The following is a 22,263-nucleotide window of genomic DNA, read 5'->3' as shown; positions in this document are numbered from 1 at the left end:
CGGGGTCATCGGTCCTTGAGATCGGCCAGCAACGAGCGGGGCCGGCGGACCTGGCCGACCAGCACTACTGCCGTGGCTACGAGCAGTGCGGCGACGGTGTGGCGGGCCACGTAGGCCAGGGCGATCGGGAACGCCGAGCTGAGTAGCAGCGCGCCAATGACCCCGCCGGTGACCGCCCAGAGGCCACCGAGGCAGGCTATTACCCCCCACTCGGTGCCCCTGATTACCAGTCTGCTCGTCGCGTCCGCACCCATTGTGGCGTACAGGGCATCCTCGGAGCGCCGCATCCATCGCAACAGTAGCCACACTAGGCCCAGGAGTGGACCGGTGGCTGCCCATGCCCACTGGAGCGGCCGCTGTGCGAGATCCGCAGCCGGGTCGGCAGTGAACTCGCCGGTCCACAACCGGTCGCGCACAGTGGGCGGGTCCGCCCCCAACTGGAGATGGGCCGGTACCGTCGCACGGAGCGTGTCGAGCGTGGCTAGGTCGGTGCGCACCACGCAGGCGTCCGCGATCGGATCGGCGACCGGTGTGGTGGGTAAGAGCACCCCCGTTAGGGCGTCGCCCAACGGCGACATGTCGGCTACGGTCACGCGGATCGGCGCTAGCGGCAGCCTTTCCCCGAGGGTCCCCGGGCTCGGCTCGAGCGCCAGCCAACCTCCATCGGCCACCCCGAGCTGGTCAGCTAGCGTTGTCGGAAGGATGCCGTGCCGCTCTGGGCTGGCAGTTGCTCCTAATAGGCCCCATAAGTCACCGCTGGCTGCGAAGACAGGCACATCCCCGCCGCGGGCATGGCGGGGGGCCGCCGGCTGTGGCAGTCTGGTGAGCGCCACAGCGGAGACGGTTGCGGACTCGTTGAGGGCGGTGCAAGCCGCGGCGGGTACGCCCGACGGCCCCGACCCGTCGCGGCGGTCATTCTCCACGATTAGCACGTCACCACCCGCATCAAGGAAGCGCTGCTCGTCAGCGACGAGCCCGGCCACCATGGCCGCGTCCGCCGCGCCCGGCAGGATGCCACCCCAGACGAGCAGCAAGACCATCATCGCGGCTGGCCAGCGGCCAGCGAGCGCGGCCCGTAGCCCTTCCCCGGCCGCGACCCCGATCCGCCACGGTCGACCCGGTGCCCACACCGTTTCTTCGCTGTTGGCCTTCACGCGACTGCCGGCGGCGCCGGGGATTCGGGATGGAGCACCCCGTCGCGTAGGCGTAATGCGCGGTCGCATCGCCGGGCCACCTCTGGGTCGTGAGTGACGACTACCACGCTGCGTCCGTGCGAGCCGTCGAGCAACACCGAGAGCACCGTGGCGGTGGTGGCAGCATCCAGTTGGCCGGTCGGCTCATCTGCCAGCACCAGTGGCCGAGCAGAAGCCAGTGCCCGTGCGATGACCACTCGCTGGATCTCACCGCCGGAGAGTACCCCCACCGGATCGTCACCCCGCTCCAGCAGCCCGACCTCCGCCAGCCACCACCGGGCTGTCTCCACCGCGTCGGCGTATCGCTGCCCAGCGGAGAGGCCACCGAGCGCTACGTTGTCGGCGACGGTGCGGTCGGCTAGCACGTTGACGGTCTGGAGTACCCAGGCGACGTAGTCAGTCGGCCGGGTAGCTTGATCGTTTGTCACCACTGCTACCAGCCCCTCCTGAACTGGGAGCAGTCCGCCGAGGAGGGCTAACAGGGTGGTTTTTCCGGACCCGGAGGGGCCCATGATCGCGACCGTCTCACCGGTCGTGACCTCAAGTGAGACTCCGTCGAGCACTGGTGGCGACTGCGGCCGGTACCGATGTCGGAGCTCTTCAACGCTCAGTCGCACGATACGTCCTCGCGCACCTCGTGCGGGTTGACCAACACGAGCCTGCCGATCCACTCCTCCGACACCTGCGCGGTCGATAGAGATCCGCCGATGGTCTCTACCGGTGTCGGGTCGCCGGTGACGTCCTCGAATACACAGGTACGACCGTCCGGGTCGGTCACAATAGCTGACACAGGCATTGTCGCCACTTCAACCGGCTCCGCCAAGCGAACGATTCCTCCCCCCTCGCCGCCAGGCAGGGCGTCGGCGATCGTGGCCGCCGCTTCCGGGTCGTCGATCAATCCGCTTTCCACCGTGTAAGGTACGGCGACGTCGCCGACCGCGAGGACGTACTCGGAGCCAGAGTCCATCGCTGACTCGGGCTCCTCAACCAGCACGGTGCCCGGCCGATCGGGGCCCAGCAGCACCGTGACCCCGTCTGAAACGGCTTCACCTACCTGGACCGATACCTCACTGACAGCCAAGGGCTCGGGGCCGATCCAGAGCACCGTGTCCCGATGGAACACGCGATCCTCGCTGCCGCGCCCTAAAGACTGATTGAGCTGCCGAAACCCCTCGGCTGTCGCGTCCGTAGCTCGGCCGGCATCCGCGCCAGCGGGAAAACCGAGGGCATCGAGGAACTCCTGGACTCTGGCCACATCGTCACCGGCCATGCCAGCCGTAATGTCACGCCACGGCGGTGCTTCGGCGGTGAAGGCCAGCCAATCCCGATCGTCCACGCTGACAACCGGGTCACCAGCGGTGATTTCTTCCCCCGGGGCTAGATGAACGGCGGTGACCACACCGGAGCCGCCTGCTATGACGGGAAAGGGTGCGGAATTCTCTATCACCAGACTCACCCGAAACGGGGCATCATGGCTACTCTCGCCTACAGCTAACAGTATCGGCTCGGCCGGGGCGTCTGCCCGCAGGGGACTCTCAACCGACTGCGCCACCAACCAAGCCAGCCCCAGAGCGATCGGCGCAAGGACGGCAACTGCCAATACCGATCCGAGGCCGTGAGGAACGCGTTGAGAAGTCCGCAGAAACCCGCTCACTAGCTAATCCCGTCGGTACAGTAGACCTCGGTCTCACCCTCGTTGTAAGCGGCTATGCTGCGGCCGACTATCTCGAGGATGTCGCCGTCTGGATCGATGTCGATACCCTCCTCCAGTGCACAAGCGACTATTGCGTCCCGGTGGGGCTCGTAGACTGCCCGCTGATGGGACTCAGCAGCCTCGACCGAAGACGGCTGGTTCTGGTATGCGACCTCGATCCAGTGACTGTGGTCGGCGACACAGCGGTGCACAGTGGCGCCTGGCGCGAACTCCACAGCGTCTGCGTCCTCCGCCTCGGTGGGTACACCATAGAGCCGAAATGGGTATCCCTGATTGTGGGTGACGTAGCCTTCATCCGGTTCGAACCCCTGTTCCCGGAGACAGCGGAGGGAACGTTCAATGGCTTCGTTGTAGACCTCGAATGAGACCTCGCCGGCGCGCTGTGCTTCTTCCAGGAGCTCGATCTGTACGTCCGAGGCGCCCAGCTCACGCGCGCGTTCGAGCGCGTTTTCGATGGTGGTCGCGAAGCGACTGTCGTCTTCGCCGGTTCCAGCGTCATCACCGGAGCATGCGGCGGTAGCCGCCGCGACTGCGACGGCTACCAAGGATGTACGGATCCTCACTGGATCCTGCTCTCAGTTTCCATAACCGGAACCTCTTGAGTAGTAGGCGACGGTTGGGGAATACACCGTGGTCGGGGTGGTCGGGCTGATCCCGCTGGCGACCACCCATGGTGTCCACGCGGAGTATCCGCTGTCGGTGTAGTAGAAATGCCGGGCGCCGATCTCGCTGCACGGCCATGCGCTCGGAACGTTGTTTGTGGTGTACTGCCGATGGTTGCTACCGTCTCGGCCGGTGACCCAGGTGCACGAGAAGATCGACTGATCCTCGGGCTCGCTGCTGGCTGCGGACGCTGGAGTGATCACTGCCAGACTCGAGGCTGCCAGGACGGCTGACATCAGCGCGACTACACCTGCTCTACGCGCGTTACTCAGCTTGCGACCGGGGGGGCTTCTGGCGGGTTAGTCACGAGTGCCTCCATTGATGGGGTTGGGGGACTCACTGAAGGTAACGGATAGCTGCCAGCTAAGCAAACTTTAGATGTTTCGATCGAGGTTCGATACTTCGAGTCGTCACTCCATCTTGGCCTAAAGTTCGTACACTATAGCCCGACGCCGCTTGATAGACCGCCTCGGGTGCGGCGCTCCGCTGCCCGGATCCGGTCAGCGCCGGTCCGGAGGATGGGTCGTGGCACTCGGCCCGGTGCAGGTTCCGAGTTCGGCTCGGGTTGTGGCGACTCAAGCTCTATGATCACTAATGGCGGTCTGGTGGGTTTTCACTTCTTGTCCGCTCTGTCGGCTCTGCGGCAGCGCGTAACTGACTCGGCCGTTACCCCGGACTACGCTAGGCAGAATGGCCTACCTTGACCACGCCGCCACGACGCCGATGCTGCCCGAGGCGCTGGAGACGTACGTGGCCACCGCCCGTGAGCTGGGTAACCCGTCGTCGCTGCACGCCGCCGGTCGGGGTGCCCGGCGCCGGGTGGAGGAGTCGCGGGAGCGGATCGCCGCCGCGTTGGGGGCTCGACCCTCGGAGGTGATCTTCACCGGTGGGGGTACCGAGAGCGACAACCTCGCGGTGAAGGGTATTTTCTGGGCGCGCCGGGCGGCTTCCTCGGACCGTTCGCTGGTGGTCGCGAGCCAGATCGAGCACCACGCGGTGCACGACGCGGTCGCCTGGCTGGCCGAGCACGAGGCGGCAGCGGTGCACTGGCTGCCGGTGGACTCCCGTGGCCGGGTGGATCCGGACCTGCTGGCGGAGTTCTGCGCCGATCACCAGGGTGAGGTGGCGCTGATCAGCACCATGTGGGCCAACAACGAAGTGGGCACGGTGCAACCGGTGGCGGAGTTGGCGCAGGTCGCCACCGAGCACGGGATTCCGCTGCACACTGATGCCATTCAGGCCGTCGGGCAGGTGCCGGTCGACTTCGCGGCCGCCGGTGTCGCCGCGCTGACCGTCACCGGCCACAAGCTGGGCGGGCCGGTCGGTGTGGGTGCGCTGTTGCTGGCGCGGGACGTGCCTTGCACGCCGCTGCTGCACGGGGGCGGGCAGGAGCGCGATGTCCGCTCCGGCACCCTCGACGTCGCCGGTGTGGCGGCGTTCGCGGTGGCCGTGGAGATGGTGGTGAAGGGCCAGCAGGAGCACGCCGCGCGGTTGGCCACGTTGCGGGACGAGTTGGTCAGCAAGGTACGGGCGGCGGTGCCGGAGGCGGTCTATAACGGTGACCCGGTGCATCGGCTGCCCGGTAACGCCCATTTCTCTTTCCCTGGGTGCGAGGGCGACGCGCTGTTGTTGCTGCTGGACGCGCAGGGGGTTGCGTGTTCCACCGGGTCGGCCTGTTCGGCCGGGGTGGCCCAGCCGTCCCACGTGCTGCTGGCGATGGGCGCCGACGAGCCGGTGGCGCGCTCGTCACTGCGGTTTACGCTCGGGCACACTTCCGTAACCGAAGAGGTTGACGCGCTGGTGGCGGCGCTGCCGGCGGCGGTGGAGCGGGCGCGGCGGGCCGCTGGCTGAGCTACGCCGGCGCGGTAGGGTAGGGCCCGTGCGAGTGCTGGCGGCGATGTCCGGGGGAGTCGACTCGGCGGTGGCGGCGGCCCGAGCCGTGGCGGCCGGGTATGACGTGACCGGCGTGCACCTGGCGCTGTCCCGCAACCCGCAGACCTATCGCAGCGGCGCCCGCGGCTGCTGCACGATCGAGGATTCCCGTGACGCCCGCCGGGCCGCCGATGTCATCGGTATCCCGTTCTACGTCTGGGATATGGCCGAGCGTTTCCACACCGACGTGATCGAGGATTTCGTCGCTGAGTACGCCGCCGGCCGGACCCCGAACCCGTGCCTGCGCTGCAACGAGAAGATCAAGTTTGAGGCGGTGCTGGACCGCGCGGTCGCGCTCGGGTTCGACGCGGTGGTCACCGGCCACCATGCCCGACTAGGCGCCGACGGGCTACTGCGCCGTAGTGTCGATGCGGCGAAGGACCAGTCGTACGTGCTGGCGGTGTTGACCCGGGCGCAGCTCGACCGGTCGATCTTCCCGTTGGGTGAGCTGACCAAGGCGCAGGTGCGGGCGGAGGCGGCTCAGCGTGGCCTGGCGGTGGCGGAGAAGCCTGACTCGCATGACATCTGCTTCATCGCCGACGGCGACACCCGTGGTTTCCTGGCGCAGCGGCTGGGTGACGAACCGGGCGAGATCGTCGATGCGGAGACCGGCGAGGTGCTGGGCGAGCACAGCGGGGCCTACGCGTACACGGTGGGTCAGCGACGCGGGCTCGGGCTGGAGCGGCCCGCCCCGGATGGTCGACCGCGTTACGTGCTGTCGATCACGCCGGTAAGTAACACCGTGACCGTTGGCCCGGCCGAGGCGCTGGCGGTCCGGACGGTGCACGCCGAACGCCCGGTCTGGACCGGCTCGCCGCCGCCCGCTGGGCCGGTCGAGTGTGAAGTGCAGCTCCGCGCCCACGGCAGCCCGGTGCCGGCGGTGGTCACGCTGGCCGGTGATCAGTTCACCGCGCAGCTGCGGAGCCCCGCCCAGGGCATCGCCCCGGGCCAAGCCGTGGTGGCTTACCGGCAGGATTCGGACGGTGACATTGTGCTCGGATCCGCCACCATCACCGAGGCCCGCTGACCTTCCGGCCCCGCCCCCGGCGCCACCATCCGGTCGGTGTCCCGCCATACGAGGACGTCGTCGACGGATCTGTCGCCGACAAGGATGTCGCCGACATCCTTGTCGGCGACATTTGAGAGGACAATACTGAAGGAGTGGAAGGGTTCGTCGGGAGAGAATCCGAGTTAGCTGAGTTGACGCAGTGGTGGGAGGGTCCTTCCCCTCGCGCCGCCCTGGTGTGGGGTCGGCGCCGGGTGGGCAAAACATCCCTGTTGCGCCACTTCGCGGAGCGTGCCAGCGCCGGCCGTGTGGTGTTTCACACCGGAGCAGGTCGGCCGCGCGACGGCGAACTCGCGGAATTGTCTCGGCACCTTACGGCCTCGCTGCCGGCCGGGGTACGGGATCTTTCTGGCAATCCGCTGCGGACCTGGGACGAGGCGCTCTACCACCTTGGGGAGTTGGCCCGTGATGAGCCCGTGATGCTGGTGTTGGATGAGTTTCCCGAGTTGGTCACGACATCACCGGAGCTGCCCGGGGTGCTACGTGCCTTCCTTGATCGTTCCGGTGAGTGGACTCGGCTCCGTCTGCTGCTCTGCGGTTCAGCGGTGCGGACGATGCAGGCGATTCAGGAGTATCGTGCTCCGCTCTATGGGCGCTTCGATCTCTCCCTCCACCTACACCCATTCCGGCCGTTCGAGGTGAGCCAGCTGCTGCCCGAACTGACCCCCGCCGACCTCGCGGTGGTCTACGGCATCGTCGGGGGCATGCCGCTCTACCTCTCGTGGTGGGACCAGCAGCGTTCCGTGCCGGAAAATCTGCGCCGGTTGGCGGTCCGCCCCGATGCCAGGATGCTCGTCGAGGGCGACTTTGTCCTTGCTGCCGAGGCTGGCGGTGCCCATCCGCACCCGGTGCTGCACGCGATCGCCGCCGGGCGCACCCGACATCACGAGATCGCGGATGCGGTGGGCGTCGACCCGACCCGTACCCTCCGCGATTTGATTACCCTGCGACTGGTTGAGCGGGTTGAGCCAGTCACCGAGGCTGGCAGAAACACTCGCCGCAAGCTCTACCGGATCGCTGACAACTTCCTCTCGTTCCATCTGCGGGTGCTCAGCCGATACCGGACCGAGATCGAGCGCGGGCTCGGCGACACTATCTTGCGAGCGATCACGGCTAGCCTCGACGACCACCTGGGGCTGCCGTGGGAGGAGGCGTTCCGGGATCACCTTCGCCACCGTGCCGGTGAACTCGATCCGCAGGTGGTGGCGGTGGGACCCTGGTGGACCGCCGACGGGCAGGACGAGATCGACGCGGTGGTGCTGCGGGGCCGGAGTCGCGAGCCGTTCCTGGTCGGTGAAGCGAAGTGGGCGAAGAGCGGCAACGCAGCCCGGATCCAGGCGAGGCTGGCAAGGAAGGCGGCCCGGCTGGTTCCGGCCGGCGCGGAACTCCGTTATGCGGTGGCCGCCCGGCATGAGGTCACCCATGCCGACCCGGAGGTTCTGGCCGTGACCGCGGCCGAGATCTTCCCACCGGTGGCGGGCTGAGGCGAACGGGTCCTGATCGCCGCGGTCCGCGGCCGGTGGCGAGTGGGCGATCACGCGGGCTACGGTTCTCCGGTGCCGATCTCGGTTGCGGACCCCCGCCACGCCCATTGGCTCGCTGAAGCTGTCTCGGACGCGGTCGCCAACGTCGCCGCCGGGGGTGGGCCCTTCGCCGCCCTGGTGGTCCAGGGGGAGCAGGTGCTCGGTCGGGGGGTCAACCGGGTCACTGCCGACAACGATCCGACCGCGCACGCCGAGGTGGTGGCGATTCGGGACGCCTGCCGCCGGCTCGGCGACTTCCGGCTCGACGGCTGCGTGCTGGTGAGTTCCTGCGAGCCCTGCCCGATGTGCCTCGGCGCGGCGTTGTGGGCGCACCTGGACCGGATCGTCTACGCCGCCGACCGCCACGACGCCGCCGCCAGCGGCTTCGACGACCGGGCGTTCTACCGGCTCTTCGACACGCCGCGGGAGCAGTGGCCGGTGCCGGTCGAGCGGGTCGTCGTCGGCGATGCCACGGCGCCGTTTCACGCTTGGCGTGCCGATCCGTCCCGGATCGACTACTGACTGTCGTCCGGGCGGTCGCTGCGCCGAAACGGAATCGCTGAACCAGGGCGGAGCTTCGCGGGGCGCGGTAGCGTAAGGGAGCGTGAGCGAGTTCCCCTGGCCAACCGGGGCAGCGACTGGGATCGGGTCGCTGCCGGGCACCGATATCGTCGAAGCGGTCAAGCTGGTCTTTGGCGAGCTGCCCGAGTTTCCATACTTGCCGGAGCTGCCGGCCCGTGGCCCTGGCGCGGACATGCTGGGGCGCAGCGCCGGGCTGTTGGTCGACCTGCCGGTCGAGCTGTACGCGGCGCGCTGGCGGGTGGCCGCGCGCGGCGGCACCGACCTGCGCCGCATCGCGGACCTGCGCGAACGGGACCTGGACGCGCTCACTGAGCAGGCGGTCGACTATCAAGGGCCGGTCAAGATCCAGTGTGCCGGGCCGTGGACGCTCGCGACGAACCTGGAGCTGCGTGGTGGCGGCCCGATGTTGCGCGATCCCGGTGCGGTGGCGGACCTGACCGGTTCGCTCGCCGAGGGGCTGCGGGCGCATCTGGTGGAGCTGACCGCGCGGGTGCCCGGCGCCCGGCTGGTGCTGCAGCTCGATGAGGCGTCACTGCCGGCGGTGCTCGGGGGCCAGGTGCCTACCGAGAGCGGCTTCGGCACCCTCCCGGCGGTGGAGCGGGCCACCGTGATCGAGGCGCTGCGGTCGGTGGTGGAGGTGGTCGGGGTTCCGGTGGTGCTGCACTGCTGCGCGCCGGACGTGCCGGTGGGGTTGGTGCGAGAGATCGGCGCGGTCGGGGTGGCCCTCGACCTCGACCTGTTGCCGGACCTCGACGAGTTGGGCGAGGCGCTCGACGCCGGGCTCGGGCTGCTAGCGGGCGCCGTCCCCACCGAGGTGGCGGCGACCGCGTCGAATCCGGTGTCGCCCACCGCGGGCGAGGTGGCCGACCGGGTACGCCGGCTGTGGGGGCGGTTGGGGTTCGCGCCCGACCGGCTGCCGGAGCAGGTGGTGGTGACCCAGGCGTGCGGCCTGGCCGGGGCGAGCCCGGAGTTCGCCCGCTCGGCGGTTGCCGCGGCTCGCGACGCCGCCCGACAGTTGCCGTGACCGCGGGCTGCCGGTGATTGACGCGTCGCTGTCGTACCCGGCTGGCACCTTTACCGGGTCGATGACGGCGACTCGAACGGAGCAGTGATGACGGCGCGACTGATCACCGTGGTGCTGGACGCACGGGAGCCGAGGGTGTTGGCCGAGTTCTATGCGGAGCTGTTGGGTCTGCCGGTGCTGCGGGTCGACGGCGACTGGGTGGATATCGGTGACGACACCACCCGGCTCAGTTTTCAGCATGCCCCGGAGCACCAGCCGCCTACCTGGCCGGAGCCGGGGACGCCGATGCAGATCCACCTCGACCTGGCGGTCGACGACATCGAGCAGGCCGAGGCGCAGGCGGTGCGGTTGGGGGCGACCAGGCTGCCGTGGGGTTCCGCCGAAGAGGAGGCCAAGGGTCTGCGCCCGCCGGGGGCGGGCGGGTTCCGGGTCTATGCCGACCCGGCCGGTCATCCGTTCTGCCTGTGCTGGGGCGACGGCTGAGCCAGCCTCGACGCGGCTCTCAGCGCAGGTCACGGCGGTGTCGCGAGCGTGGCTGTCGGAGCCGGCCGCTAGCGTACGAGGGGTGGACGCACCAGGAGAGAGCCCCGAGGCCGAGCGTGCGGCGGGTGTCGAGCCGCCGTCGGCCGCCCGGGAGCGGCACGCTGAGCTGGCCAAGGATATTGAGGACCACCGCTACCGCTATTACGTGCTGGACGCGCCGACGATCTCGGACGGTGCCTTTGACGAGCTGATGCGGGAGCTGGAGGCGCTGGAGGTCGAGTTCCCGGCGCTGCGGACCCCCGATTCCCCTAGCCAACGGGTGGGCGGCAGCTACGCTACCGAGTTCACCCCGGTCGCCCACATCGAGCCGATGATGTCGCTGGACAACGGCTTCCACCCGGCGGAGATGGCGGCCTGGGTGCAGCGGGTCCAGCGGGAGTCGGGCGACGAGGCGGTCCGGTTCCTCTGCGAGCCGAAGGTCGACGGGTTGGCGGTCAACTTGACCTACCGGGACGGTCGGTTGGTGCAGGCGGCGACCCGTGGCGACGGCCGCACCGGCGAAGACGTCACCTACAACGTGCGGGCGATCAAGCGAGTCCCGAACCAGCTGGTCGGGGCGGATATCCCGGCGTTGTTGGAGGTCCGGGGGGAGATCTACTTTCCGCTCGCCGCGTTCGGCGAGCTGAACGCGTGGCTGGTGGAGCAGGGGCGGGACCCGTTCGCCAACCCTCGTAACGCCGCCGCCGGCAGCGTCCGGCAGAAGGACCCGAAGGTCAGCGCCGCCCGGCCGTTGGCGATGGTGGTGCACGGTCTGGGGGCTCGGGAGGGGCTCGCCCCGGCTACCCAGTCCGAGGCGTACGAGTTGCTGGCGCGATGGGGGTTGCCGACGAGCGACCGGTGGCGAGTGGTGGACGGGCTAGCCGGGGTGGAGGAGTACATCACCTACTACGCGGAGCACCGGCACGACCTGGAGCACGAGATCGACGGTGTGGTGGTGAAGGTCGACCGGTGGGATCTGCAGGGCCGGTTGGGCGCCACCAGCCGCGCCCCGCGCTGGGCGTTGGCTTACAAATACCCCCCGGAGGAGGTCAACACGGTCCTCCGCGACATCTTGGTCAACGTGGGCCGGACCGGCCGGGTCACGCCGTACGCGGAGTTGGCGCCGGTCCGGGTCGCTGGCTCGACGGTCACCTTCGCCACCCTGCACAACGCTCGCGAGGTGGTCCGGAAGGGCGTGTTGATCGGCGACACGGTGGTGATCCGCAAGGCCGGGGATGTCATTCCGGAGGTGCTGGGGCCGGTGGCGGAGCTGCGCCCCGACGATGCGCGGGAGTTCGTCATGCCCAGCCATTGCCCGGAGTGCGGGTCGCAGCTGGCACCGGCGAAGGAGAGCGATGTCGATATCCGGTGTCCGAATCAGCGCAGCTGTCCGGCGCAGTTGCGGGAGCGGGTCTTCCACCTGGCCGGTCGGGGCGCCTTCGACATCGAGATGCTGGGTTACAAAGCGGCCGCCGCGCTGCTGGAATCTGGCGTGATCACCGATGAGGGGGAGCTGTTCGCGCTCGATGAGGCCGCGCTGACCCGGTCCGAGTTCTTCGTCAACAAAGACGGTTCGTTGGGCAGCAACGGTGACAAACTGCTGAAAAACCTGGCTGTCGCGAAGCGGCAGCCGTTGTGGCGGGTGCTGGTGGGGCTTTCGATTCGGCATGTCGGGCCGACCGCGGCCCAGGCGTTGGCGGCCGAGTTCGGCTCGATTGAGGCGATCGAGGCGGCGAGTGAGGAGGAGTTGGCGGCGGTGGACGGGGTCGGGCCCACCATCGCCGCCAGCCTCCGGGAGTGGTTCGCGGTCCAGTGGCATCGGGAGGTGGTGCGCAAGTGGCGCGAGGCCGGGGTCCGGATGGCGGAGGAGCGGCCGGCCGCCGGTCCGCGCCCGTTGGCCGGCCTCACGCTGGTGGTGACCGGGACGCTCGCCGGCTACTCCCGGGATCAGGCGACTGCGGCGGTGACCGGGCAGGGTGGCAAGGTGACGAGCTCCGTGTCGAAGAAGACTTCATACCTGGTGGCGGGGGACAATCCAGGCAGTAAGTACGACAAGGCTCGCTCGCTCGGAGTTCCGGTGCTCGACGAGGCCGGGTTCGCGACTCTGCTGGCGGAGGGTCCGGAGGCGGTGGCGCCGGCCACCGAGCCGGAGTAGGCCTGCTACCTCGCCGATTGTACAGTTTGCCGAGTCTGACTGCTATGCCAGATTCGCGGCAAAGGTCGGTGTGGTCATACTGTGGGGGTCATCCGCCGGTAGGAGGTTCGATGGTGTCCGAGGCACTGCGCAACACCATCCCCACCGAGCGGCGGCTGCCCTTCTTAGCGCTGGTCGGCGCGGTCCTCGCCGGGGGCGCGGCGGTGATCGGAGTGGCGGTGAGTCAGCTGCCCGGCGCTTCTCTTCCCGTCGCTTTCTGGTTGATGGCGACCATCGCGGTGGTCGCCGACGCCCGACCCTTTACGCCACCGGGTCGGCGGCAGACACTGGCGGTCTTCCCCTCGATCTGCCTCACCTTCGCGATCCTGCTCGCGTGGGGGCTCGGGCCGGCGCTGGCGGTGCAGGCGGCCGCGGTGGTGGTGGCCTCGTGGCGGATGCGCCACGCGGTCTGGCGCGGGCTGTACAACCTCGGGCAGTACGCACTCGCGTTCGGTGCCGCCGAGTTGGTGCTCCAGCTAGGGGGCGCCCGACCGTATCCGCTGGTTGGGCTGAGCGTCGGCCAGGTGGCGACCGTGGTGGTCGCGACCATTGCCTGGTTCACGGTCAAGTACGGCTCGGTCACCCTCACCATCCGGCTGCGGTTCGGTGAGTCCGCCTGGCGGCTGCTCCGGCGCACGATGGTCTGGGAAGCATTGACCTACGGGGCGTTGTTGCTGCTCAGCCCGGTTTTGGTGGCGGCCGCCGCGGCCAGCCCGGCGTTGGTGCCGTTGGTGGTGGTCCCGCTGTACGCGGTCTACCGGATGGCCCGGCTCGCCGAGGATCTCGTCGGGTTGACTCGTCGCGACCCGTTGACCGGGCTGGCGAACCGGCCGGCCCTGGCCAGCGCGGCGGCCGAACAGGTCACGATCCACAAGGACCTGGCCGCCCGCGGGGACCCGGCGAGCCGGTTCGGCCTGCTGCTGGTGGATCTCGACCGATTTAAGAACGTCAACGACGCGCTCGGGCACGAGGTCGGTGATCAGCTGTTGGTCGAGGTAGGAGCCAGGCTGCAGGCGACGGTCGGCCCGCGTGACCTGGTGGCCCGGCTCGGCGGCGACGAGTTCGCGGTGCTGGCGCCGCGGCTGTCCGGGGCCGCCGAGGCCCGGGCCTTCGCCGGCCGGCTCGCCGCCGCGCTCGCCGAGCCGGTGCGGCTGGAGGGTCTGCCGCTGGATGTCTCCGGTTCGATTGGGGTGGCGGTCTGGCCGGATCACGGCGCTGAGGTCGCCGAACTGCTGCGGCGCGCGGATGTGGCGATGTACGACGCGAAGCAACGCGCGGCGCCGGTGGCGGTCTACAGCCCCGAGAGCGATCACCACACCCCGCAGCGGTTGTCGCTGCTGGCCGACTTACGGACCTCGTTGGAGCAGCCCGGAGCCGACGGCGTCACGATGCATTACCAGCCGCAGGTGGCGGTCGCGACCGGCGAGATCGTGGGGGTGGAGGCGCTGCTGCGCTGGCAACATCCGGTCCGCGGGCCGGTCCCCCCGGACCAGTTGATCAAGGTGGCGGAGCACACCGCGGTGATGCGGATGTTGACGCTGCGCATCATCGACGAGGTGGTGGCGCAGTTGGCGAGGTGGGCCGCCGCCGGCGAGTCGGTCCGCGCGTCGGTCAACGTCAGCATCCGAGATCTGCACACCGGTGATGTCGCCGAACGGATCGCCGGGCAGCTCCGCCGTTACGGCATTCCGCCGCGGCAACTGCAGCTGGAGATCACCGAGGGGGCGCTGATGGCCGATCCGCGGCGAGTGTTGGCGACTATCGGAGCGCTGGACCGGCTCGGGGTAGCGATCTCGCTCGACGATTTCGGCACCGGCTACTCCTCGCTGCAACACCTGCGCCGGCTGCCGCTGGCCGAGGTCAAGGTGGATCGTTCCTTTGTGCTGGGCATGGCCCACGACGCGGACGACGCCGCGATCGTCGGGTCGATCGTCGAGCTGGCCGGGGCGCTCGGGCTGCGGGTGGTCGCCGAGGGGGTGGAGGACGCGCAGACCTGTCAGCAGCTCGCCGACGCCGGCTGCCACGTCGCGCAGGGGTGGTATTACGCCCGCCCGATGCCCGCCGACGAGCTGCTGCCGTGGCTGGAGCGCTACCGTAAACTGGCCGACGATCTGGGAGGAGAGAAGCCGCATGACAACCATCTCTCGTGACGAGGTGGCGCACTTGGCGCGGTTGGCCCGGCTGGCCGTGACCGAGCAGGAGCTGGACACGTTCGCCGGTCAACTCGACGTGATCCTGCAGGCGGTCGCCCGGGTCGGTGAGGTCACCGCCGGGGAGATCCCGCCCACGTCACACGCTGTGCCGCTGACTAACGTGTTGCGCCCCGACGAAGTGACCCCGAGCCTGCCGGTGGCCGAAGCGCTCGCGCAGGCGCCGGACGCGGCTGAGGGCCGTTTCCGGGTGCCCCGGATTCTGGACGAGGAGGAGTGAGCACGGTGGCTGAGCCGACCGAGCTGACCACGCAGACCGCCGCCCGATTGGCGGCGTTGATCGCCGCCGGGGAGGTCTCCGCGGTGGCGGTGACCCAGGCTCACCTGGACCGGATCGCCGCTACCGAGCCGAGCGTCCACGCGTTCCTTCACGTCGATGCCGAGGGCGCGTTGGCGGCCGCCGCCGAGGTGGACCGTGCCCGCGCCGCGGGTGAACCGCTGGGGCCGTTGGCCGGGGTTCCGGTCGCCGTCAAGGACGCGTTCACCACTCGGGGCGTGCCGACCACCTCCGGCTCCCGGATCCTCGCCGACTGGCGGCCGCCCTACGACGCGACCGTGGTGGCCCGGCTGCGCGACGCCGGGCTGGTGATCCTCGGTAAGACCAACATGGACGAGTTCGCGATGGGTTCGTCCACCGAGTATTCAGCCTTCGGGCCGACTCGCAACCCGTGGGATCTGGCCCGGATTCCGGGTGGTTCGGGTGGTGGCTCGGCGGCGGCGCTCGCCGCTTACCAGGCACCGCTGTCGATCGGCAGCGACACCGGCGGGTCCATCCGGCAGCCCGGGGCGGTCACCGGCACGGTCGGCGCCAAACCGACGTACGGCGGCACCTCCCGGTACGGGTTGATCGCGTTCTCATCCTCGTTGGACACACCTGGCCCCTGCGGGCGTACGGTGGCCGACACCGCGGCGCTGCACACGGTGATCGCCGGCCACGATCCGCGGGACTCGACCTCGATTCCGCAGCAGGTGCCGGATCTGGTCGGCGCGGCCGCCCGTGGTGGCGAGGGTGACCTGTCCGGGGTCCGGCTCGGCCTGGTGCGGGAGCTCTCCGGGCAGGGCGCCGAGCCGGGCGTGGCGGCGGCGTTCCGGGACGCGGTCACCACCCTGACCAAGCTCGGCGCCGAGGTGGTGGAGGTCTCCTGCCCCCACTTCGAGTACGCGCTGCCGGCGTACTATCTGATCGCGCCGAGCGAGTGTTCGTCCAACCTGGCCCGCTTCGACGGGGTGCGGTATGGCCTGCGCGCCGGTGACGACGGGGTCCGGTCGCTGGAGGAGGTCATGTCGCTGACCCGGGAGGCCGGTTTCGGCCCCGAGGTGAAGCGGCGGGTCATGCTCGGCACCTACGCGCTCTCTTCCGGTTACTACGACGCCTACTACGGCCAGGCGCAGAAGGTCCGAACGCTGATCTCCCGCGACTTCGCCGCCGCCTTCGAGCAGGCTGATGTGCTGATCTCGCCGACGACACCGTTCGTCGCTTTCCCGTTCGGGCAGCGCACCGATGACCCGTACCAGATGTATCTGGCCGATCTCTACACGATCCCCAGCAACCTGTACGGCGGTCCGGCGATCTCGGTGCCCAGCGGGCTCGCTGACGGCCTGCCGGTCGGCTTCCAGGTGATGGCGCCCACGCTCGCCGACGACCGGATGTACCACGTCGCGGCCGCGCTGGAGTCGGCGTTGCCGGCTCGTCGGCCGCCGCAGCTGGAGCCCGGCTCCAGCATCGGCGGATAAAGAATGCACGCTTCTACTTATAGCTAAGCCTTCGGAGCGCGCCGCATGCTGTGGCGATGAGCCGTGGACATCGCAGAGTGGGCGGATTCGCGTTGGCGTGCGTGCTCGTCGCCACGCTGGTCCCGGGTGCGCCGGCAATTGCCGCCGCGCCCGGGACCAGCGTCGCGGGCGGGCAGGTGCTTGACGATCCCGGGTTCGATTGGAGCCGGACCTTCTACGGTCCTGGCTTGGACACCGGCCTGAGCGCGACCGGCAGTGGTGGTGCGGCGGCGACAGCGGTCTGGGACGACGGCGACGGAGCAGCGCTCTATGTCGGCGGCTGGACCATGACCGCGGGTGAGCATGTGGTGAATCGGATCGCCCGCTGGGACGGCGCCGGCTGGTCCCCGCTGACCGGTCCGGACGGCACCGGGGTGACCACCGAAGGCAGCGGCAACCCGAACATCAAAGCCCTCGCGGTCTATCAGGACAAGCTGATCGTCGCCGGTTACTTCAACCGGGCCGGCGGGGTGCCGGTCGACAACATCGCGCAGTGGGACGGCGAACGGTGGTCGGCGCTACCGGGTGGTGGGGTGACCGGTGGGATCGGTGTCGAGGCGCTCACTGTCCACGATGGCGTGCTGGTCGCCGGCGGTTCGTTCACCACCGCCGGTGGCGAGCCGGTGGCCCGGGTCGCCGGCTGGGACGGCGAGCAGTGGTCGTCGTATGACGTGGGGGTCGAGGGCGGCTCCGTCTTTGCGCTCGAGAGCTACCAGGACGACCTCTACGTGGGAGGTTCCTTCACTCACGCCGGTGGCGCGCAGGTCGGCCGGATCGCCCGGTGGGACGCGGCGCAGCGGCAGTGGCACGCGGTGGCCGGCGGGGCGAACAACATCGTCCGGGCCCTCTACGCGCACGAGGGCGCGCTCTACGCTGGCGGGAACTTCACCGTGATCGGTGACCGGACCGCCAACCACATCGCCCGGTGGGACGGCAGCGGCTGGTCGGCGCTGGGCGGTGGCATGTCCGGCCAGGGGAACCCGCGAGTCGAGAGCATCCTGGCGTACGCGGGGGAGCTGGTGGCGGCCGGGAGCTTCCAGTCCGCCGAAGGCGGGACCGTCAACCACATCGCCCGGTGGGACGGTACCGGCTGGTCGCCGCTGGCCGGCCCGGGCGGGGCCGGCGCCGATCTGGGAATCGGCACCCTGGCCGCCTTCGAGGGGCGGCTGGTCGCGGGAAGCATGGGTTTCCGGGAGATCGGTGGGGTCGCTGCGAACTACATCGCCCAGTGGGACGGCGACGGCTGGGAGCCGCTGCGCGACGGTCCCAGTAATGGCCTCAGCGACATCACCTCTGGCATCGCCGACGTGACCGCGGCCGTGGTGTGGCGCGGCGACCTGATCGTGGCCGGCTCGTTCGTCCGCGCTGGCGAAGTGCGGGCAAATCGGATCGCCCGGTGGGATGGCGCCAGCTGGACACCGCTGGCCGGCACCTACGGCACCGGTGTCTCGGGCACGATCACCGCGTTGACCGAGTACGACGGTGACCTGATCGCCGCGGGCGCCTTCGTCGAGGCGGGCGGGCTGACCGTCAACTACATCGCCCGGTACGACGGACGGGAGTGGGCGCCGCTGGTCACCCCCAGCGGGGTCGGCACCGACTTCCCGATCGACGCGCTCGCCACCTACGACGGGGCGCTGGTCGCCGCGGGCAACTTCAGCCAGGCCGGCGGCGCAACGGCCCGGCACCTGGCCGCCTGGGACGGCGCCGGCTGGGCACCGCTCGGCGGCGGCACCAACGGTCGGGTGAACGCACTGGCGGTGGTCGGCGGCGACCTGATCCTCGGCGGGAGCTTCACCGAGGCCGGAGGCGCTGCGGCGAACCGGGTGGCCAGCTGGGATGGTTCCGGATTCACGCCGTTGGCCGGCGGCTTCAACGGCGGCGTGAACGTGCTCACCAGCATCGACGGCGAAATCTTCGCCGGGGGCGCCTTCACCCAGGCCGACGGGGCGACTGTGAACCGGGTCGCCCGGTGGGACGGCACCGGGTGGTCGGCGCTGGCCGGCCCGGACGGCACCGGTGTGACCGCGCCGGTGAACGCCCTCGCCGGGTACCACGGGTCGCTCTACGTCGGCGGGCGGTTCGCCGAGGCCGGTGGGGTCACCGTCGACCACCTCGCCCGGTGGGACGGCGACGAGTGGTCCGCGATCGGGGAGGGCGAGCAGGTCGGTGTCGGGGCGGTGACGATCGGCGATGTCCGATTGCTGTACCTGATCGAGGGCGACGATCACGTGCCGGACCAGCTGGCGGTCGGTGGCGCCTTCCAGCGCGCCGGTGGCTCCGCCAGCTGGGGCTTCGCGGTCTACGGGCCGACCGCGCCGTTCGCCGCGCTGACCGCCAGCCCGCGGGAGGTCGAGTTCGGGGCGCTCACGGCGGAGGAGACCGGTACGGCGACGGTGACCCTCACCGCGACCGGTACCGCACCGGTCACCATCACCGAGTTGACCGAACCGGCCGAACCATTCGCAGTGGCCGAGCGGGATTGTCCCGCAGCGACGATGCGGCTGGAGCCGGCGCAGTCGTGCACGATCACGTACGAGTTCGCCCCCACCAGCGGCGGCGAGTACGCCGAGGAGCTGCCGGTAACCAGCGACGCCAATCCGGTGTCGGTCTCGCTACGCGGGCTCGGCCTGACCGCGCCCCCGCAGATCGACGTGGACCCGGGGGAGGTGGCGGTGAGCGTGCCGGCCGAGCAGCGGGACAGTACGCCGATCACCTTGACGAACCTGGGCGAGGCGGAGCTGAGTTGGCGAGCGGCGCCGGAGGGCTTCGACGCGGTCGGTCCGCCGGCCGCCGGGCTGGCACCGGGACTGTCCGCACCAGAGCCGGCTGCCTCGGAACCGACAGCGCCGGAGCCGGGCAACGAGGTCGCGCGCGCGGACGGCGCCGGAACCGAAGCAGCTGGCGCAGCCGACCCGGGTTCGCCGGCGATCACCGTCGGCGATGAGCACACCGTGCTCTCGCACTCGGAGTCGATGGCGGTATCGCCGCAGCACGCGGTCACCTGCCTGAATGTGGCGACCGGCCATAGCCGCGCCGCCGGGCATCTGCGGGCGTTCCATCTGCCGGAATTCGGGGTGTCCGACGACTTCCTGGTCACTGACGTCACCTTCGGCGTCCAGGCGGCGAACCCGGAGATCGGGGTGGAGGTGAACCTGTACACCCTTGACGGCGCCCTGCGCTACGAGAATCTGCACCCGCTCGGGTCGGCGACCGGCACCGTGGCGGGCAAGGACCAAGGGCGGTTGGTCACGGTCCCGGTTCACACCGTAGTACCGGCCGGTAGCACCTTGGTGGTCGAGTTGGCCACCGCGGATCTGCTCGGCACTGGCTGGTTCCTGCCCGGGACGAACGACCAGGGCGAGTCGGCTCCGTCGTACTTCGCTTCCGAGGCCTGCGGGGTGCCGGAGCCGACGCCGCTGGCCAACGTGGGGTTCGGTTACCCGGACGTCCACCTCGCCATGTCGGTCCGTGGCCGGGCACCGGTCGACTGCGGTCAGCCAGCGTGGCTGGCGGTCGCCCCGGCGGCGGGCACAGTGGCCGGCGGCGGCGATGCCCAGGTGTCGCTGGAGTTCGACACCGCCGGGCTGGCGGTTGGCGACGAAGCGACGGCGACCCTCTGCCTGGTGAGCGACGATCCGGTGGCGAGCCTGGTCACCGTGCCGGTGACGGTCACTGTGACCGACGATGACGATCCGCCGGGTGGTCCGGTGGTGTGCGATGAGACGATCACTGGGGTGCATGCTGGTGCGTTGACTGTCACTGAGGGGGTTACCTGTCTGGCGGCGGGTGCTGCGGTGCTCGGTGAGGTGAATGTGTCGGCGGGTGCTGGTCTGGTGGCGACGGCTGCGGTGGTGCAGGGTCCGGTGTCTGCGGTGGGTGCCGCGGTGGTGGATCTGTCGTTTACGCAGGTGACTGGTCCGGTGGTGGTGTCTGGTGCGACTGGGTCGGTGTCGTTGTTCGCTAGTCAGGTGACCGGGTCGGTCAGTGTGGTGAACGGTGCGATGGCGTCGGCTGCGGTGGTGGCTGGTAACACGATCATTGGTTCGTTGTCGTGTGTGGGTAATGACCCGGCGCCGACGGATCTGGGTCTGGCTAACACTGCTACCGGCGGCGCCACCGGGCAGTGCGCGGCCGGCGCGATGGCCAGCGGGCCCACCCGGGTCGGCGGCGACCTGGCGTCGCGCTAGGCTGCGCTGGTGAGCGCTACCGTGGTGACTGACATCGAGGATGTGGTGCGCCGGTATGAACCGGTGATCGGCCTTGAGGTGCATGTCGAGTTGGGCACCCGTACGAAGATGTTCTGCGGCTGCCCGACGGAGTTCGGCGCACCACCGAACTCGCAGGTGTGCCCGGTGTGTCTGGGGTTGCCCGGCAGTCTGCCGGTGGCGAACCAGGCAGCGATCGAGGCGATCATCCGGATCGGGCTGGCGCTCAACTGCGACATCGCCGATTGGTGCCGGTTCGCCCGGAAGAATTACTTCTATCCGGATATGCCGAAGAACTTTCAGATCAGTCAGTATGATGAGCCGCTCTGCACCGACGGCTGGCTCGACGTGCTGGTCGACGGGGAGCAGGTGCGGGTCGGCATCGAGCGGGTGCACCTGGAAGAGGACACCGGCAAGACGCTGCATGTCGGCGGCGCCACCGGTCGCATCCACGGGGCGACCGAGTCGCTGGTCGACTACAACCGTGCCGGCATTCCATTGGTCGAGATCGTGACCAAACCGGTCCCGGGCGCGGGCATCCTGGCGCCCTCGGTGGCCCGCGCCTACGTGACCGAGCTACGCGACGTGATCAGGAGCCTCGGCGTCTCCGACGTGAAGATGGAGCAGGGTTCGCTCCGGTGCGACGTCAACACCTCGCTCACCCCGGTCGGAGCAGCGGCCTGGGGCACCCGGACCGAGACCAAGAACGTCAACTCGCTCCGGAGCGTCGAGCGGGCGGTCCGCTCGGAGATGCTGCGGCAAGCCGCGTTGTTGGACCGTGGTGAGACGGTGGTGCAGGAGACCCGCCACTTTCATGAGGAGACCGGCGACACCACCGCCGGCCGCTCCAAGGAGACCGCGACCGACTACCGCTACTTCCCGGAGCCGGACCTGGTGCCGCTGGCGCCCGATCCGTCCTGGGTGGAGCAACTGCGGGCGGGCCTGCCGGAGCTGCCGCGCGCCCGCCGCGAGCGGCTCGCGCAGGAGTGGGGATACAGCGACCTGGACATGCAGGCGGTGATCAACGCCGGGGCGTTGGAGTTGGTGGCGGCGACGGTCGCGGCCGGCGCGACCGCGGAGGCGGCCCGGAAGTGGTGGCTCGGCGAGTTGTCGCGGCGCGCGAACGAGGCCGGTGTCGAGTTGGCCGAGGTGGGCGCCGCACCATCCGATGTGGCCGCCATCCAGCAGCTGATCGACGAGGGCAAACTCAGCGACAAGCTCGCGCGGACCGTGCTGGAGGGCGTGCTCGCTGGCGAGGGAGATCCGGCGACGGTGATCTCCGCACGTGGTCTGGCGATGGTCTCCGACGCCGAGACGCTCACCACCGCGGTCGATGAAGCCATCGCCGCCAACCCGGAGGTGGCGGCGAAGGTCCGCGATGGCAAGGTGACGGCGGCCGGGGTGCTGGTCGGCGCGGTGATGAAGGCGACCCGGGGCCAGGCGGACGCGAAGACCGTCCGCGACCTGGTCCTCGCCCGGCTCAGCAGCGGCTGAGTCTCCGCGACATCTGCTTGGCCGTCCACGCGCGCGTCGCGTCGCAGCGGTTTCCTGCGAACTTCGGAGTCGTAACGGCCGAGTATTCCAGGCACGTTTATATAGATACCTTTAATTTATTCCGGAGCCTTGTGGCGGGAGTTTTCGGCCAGTTCGCCGCCGACC

The 22,263-nt window shown here is 69.6% G+C and carries 16 protein-coding genes; 12 read left to right on the top strand and 4 right to left on the bottom strand.

The annotated features are described in order from the left end of the window. Positions 1 to 5: 5 nt before the first annotated feature. The 4 genes from JQS43_RS19145 to JQS43_RS19130 form a co-directional block, all read right to left on the bottom strand. The gene (locus JQS43_RS19145; RefSeq protein WP_239675757.1) at positions 6 to 1,154 is read right to left on the bottom strand and encodes a hypothetical protein; all 1,149 of its coding nucleotides are present in this window, start codon (positions 1,152 to 1,154) and stop codon (positions 6 to 8) included. Beyond that, the gene (locus tag JQS43_RS19140; protein ID WP_275581096.1) at positions 1,151 to 1,756 is read right to left on the bottom strand and encodes an ABC transporter ATP-binding protein; all 606 of its coding nucleotides are present in this window, start codon (positions 1,754 to 1,756) and stop codon (positions 1,151 to 1,153) included. Before JQS43_RS19140 ends, JQS43_RS19145 begins: the two co-directional genes overlap by 4 nt. Before the next feature lie 44 nt (positions 1,757 to 1,800). After that, positions 1,801 to 2,649: a hypothetical protein gene (locus JQS43_RS19135; RefSeq protein ID WP_239675756.1), complete on the bottom strand. Its 849-nt coding sequence runs from the start codon at positions 2,647 to 2,649 to the stop codon at positions 1,801 to 1,803. A gap of 197 nt (positions 2,650 to 2,846) precedes the next feature. Beyond that, complete coding sequence (locus JQS43_RS19130) at positions 2,847 to 3,470, bottom strand: hypothetical protein (RefSeq protein WP_239675755.1); 624 nt, start codon at positions 3,468 to 3,470, stop codon at positions 2,847 to 2,849. Between the two features lie 790 nt (positions 3,471 to 4,260). On the opposite strand from JQS43_RS19130, the gene JQS43_RS19125 reads away from it, so the two are divergent. The 12 genes from JQS43_RS19125 (at position 4,261) to gatB (ending at position 22,098) form a co-directional block, all read left to right on the top strand. After that, the gene (locus JQS43_RS19125; protein ID WP_239675754.1) at positions 4,261 to 5,421 is read left to right on the top strand and encodes a cysteine desulfurase family protein; all 1,161 of its coding nucleotides are present in this window, start codon (positions 4,261 to 4,263) and stop codon (positions 5,419 to 5,421) included. Positions 5,422 to 5,449: 28 nt separating this feature from the next. Further along, a complete protein-coding gene (gene mnmA, locus JQS43_RS19120) occupies positions 5,450 to 6,529 on the top strand; it encodes a tRNA 2-thiouridine(34) synthase MnmA (protein WP_239675753.1) in 1,080 nt (359 codons plus the stop codon). Positions 6,530 to 6,663: 134 nt separating this feature from the next. Further along, positions 6,664 to 8,052, top strand: coding sequence for an ATP-binding protein (locus tag JQS43_RS19115; RefSeq protein ID WP_239675752.1), 1,389 nt, complete (start codon positions 6,664 to 6,666; stop codon positions 8,050 to 8,052). A 72-nt stretch (positions 8,053 to 8,124) separates the two neighbouring features. After that, positions 8,125 to 8,613 (top strand): nucleoside deaminase, encoded by a 489-nt coding sequence (locus tag JQS43_RS19110; protein ID WP_239675751.1) that lies wholly within the window; start codon positions 8,125 to 8,127, stop codon positions 8,611 to 8,613. An 82-nt stretch (positions 8,614 to 8,695) separates the two neighbouring features. Next, positions 8,696 to 9,697, top strand: coding sequence for a uroporphyrinogen decarboxylase/cobalamine-independent methonine synthase family protein (locus JQS43_RS19105; protein ID WP_239675750.1), 1,002 nt, complete (start codon positions 8,696 to 8,698; stop codon positions 9,695 to 9,697). Between the two features lie 87 nt (positions 9,698 to 9,784). Beyond that, positions 9,785 to 10,180 (top strand): VOC family protein, encoded by a 396-nt coding sequence (locus JQS43_RS19100; RefSeq protein WP_239675749.1) that lies wholly within the window; start codon positions 9,785 to 9,787, stop codon positions 10,178 to 10,180. Between the two features lie 82 nt (positions 10,181 to 10,262). Further along, positions 10,263 to 12,374, top strand: coding sequence for an NAD-dependent DNA ligase LigA (gene ligA / locus JQS43_RS19095; protein ID WP_239675748.1), 2,112 nt, complete (start codon positions 10,263 to 10,265; stop codon positions 12,372 to 12,374). A 110-nt stretch (positions 12,375 to 12,484) separates the two neighbouring features. Beyond that, positions 12,485 to 14,563 (top strand): putative bifunctional diguanylate cyclase/phosphodiesterase, encoded by a 2,079-nt coding sequence (locus JQS43_RS19090; protein ID WP_239675747.1) that lies wholly within the window; start codon positions 12,485 to 12,487, stop codon positions 14,561 to 14,563. Then, entirely contained in the window at positions 14,544 to 14,843 is a 300-nt protein-coding gene (gatC, locus tag JQS43_RS19085; protein ID WP_239675746.1) for an Asp-tRNA(Asn)/Glu-tRNA(Gln) amidotransferase subunit GatC, read from the top strand. The genes JQS43_RS19090 and gatC overlap by 20 nt, the downstream gene beginning before the upstream one ends. Positions 14,844 to 14,848: 5 nt before the next feature. Next, positions 14,849 to 16,357 (top strand): Asp-tRNA(Asn)/Glu-tRNA(Gln) amidotransferase subunit GatA, encoded by a 1,509-nt coding sequence (gatA, locus tag JQS43_RS19080; protein WP_239675745.1) that lies wholly within the window; start codon positions 14,849 to 14,851, stop codon positions 16,355 to 16,357. A 56-nt stretch (positions 16,358 to 16,413) separates the two neighbouring features. Continuing rightward, complete coding sequence (locus JQS43_RS19075) at positions 16,414 to 20,586, top strand: hypothetical protein (protein WP_239675744.1); 4,173 nt, start codon at positions 16,414 to 16,416, stop codon at positions 20,584 to 20,586. A 21-nt stretch (positions 20,587 to 20,607) separates the two neighbouring features. Beyond that, on the top strand, positions 20,608 to 22,098 hold the full coding sequence (gatB, locus tag JQS43_RS19070) for an Asp-tRNA(Asn)/Glu-tRNA(Gln) amidotransferase subunit GatB (protein WP_420847713.1): 1,491 nt from the start codon (positions 20,608 to 20,610) through the stop codon (positions 22,096 to 22,098). The last annotated feature ends 165 nt before the right edge of the window (positions 22,099 to 22,263 follow it).

Source organism: Natronosporangium hydrolyticum (genome assembly GCF_016925615.1).
Taxonomy (GTDB): domain Bacteria; phylum Actinomycetota; class Actinomycetes; order Mycobacteriales; family Micromonosporaceae; genus Natronosporangium; species Natronosporangium hydrolyticum.
The sequence above is the reverse complement of the archived record's forward strand: the minus strand, read 5'-3'. Positions and strand labels throughout refer to the sequence as shown.

Excerpts from the sequence above, each read along its gene's own strand:
- JQS43_RS19125 (WP_239675754.1), top strand. The coding sequence starts at position 4,261 with ATGGCCTACCTTGACCACGCCGCCACGACGCCGATGCTGCCCGAGGCG.
- JQS43_RS19100 (WP_239675749.1), top strand. The coding sequence starts at position 9,785 with ATGACGGCGCGACTGATCACCGTGGTGCTGGACGCACGGGAGCCGAGG.
- JQS43_RS19090 (WP_239675747.1), top strand. The coding sequence starts at position 12,485 with ATGGTGTCCGAGGCACTGCGCAACACCATCCCCACCGAGCGGCGGCTG.
- gatC (WP_239675746.1), top strand. The coding sequence starts at position 14,544 with ATGACAACCATCTCTCGTGACGAGGTGGCGCACTTGGCGCGGTTGGCC.
- JQS43_RS19075 (WP_239675744.1), top strand. The coding sequence starts at position 16,414 with ATGAGCCGTGGACATCGCAGAGTGGGCGGATTCGCGTTGGCGTGCGTG.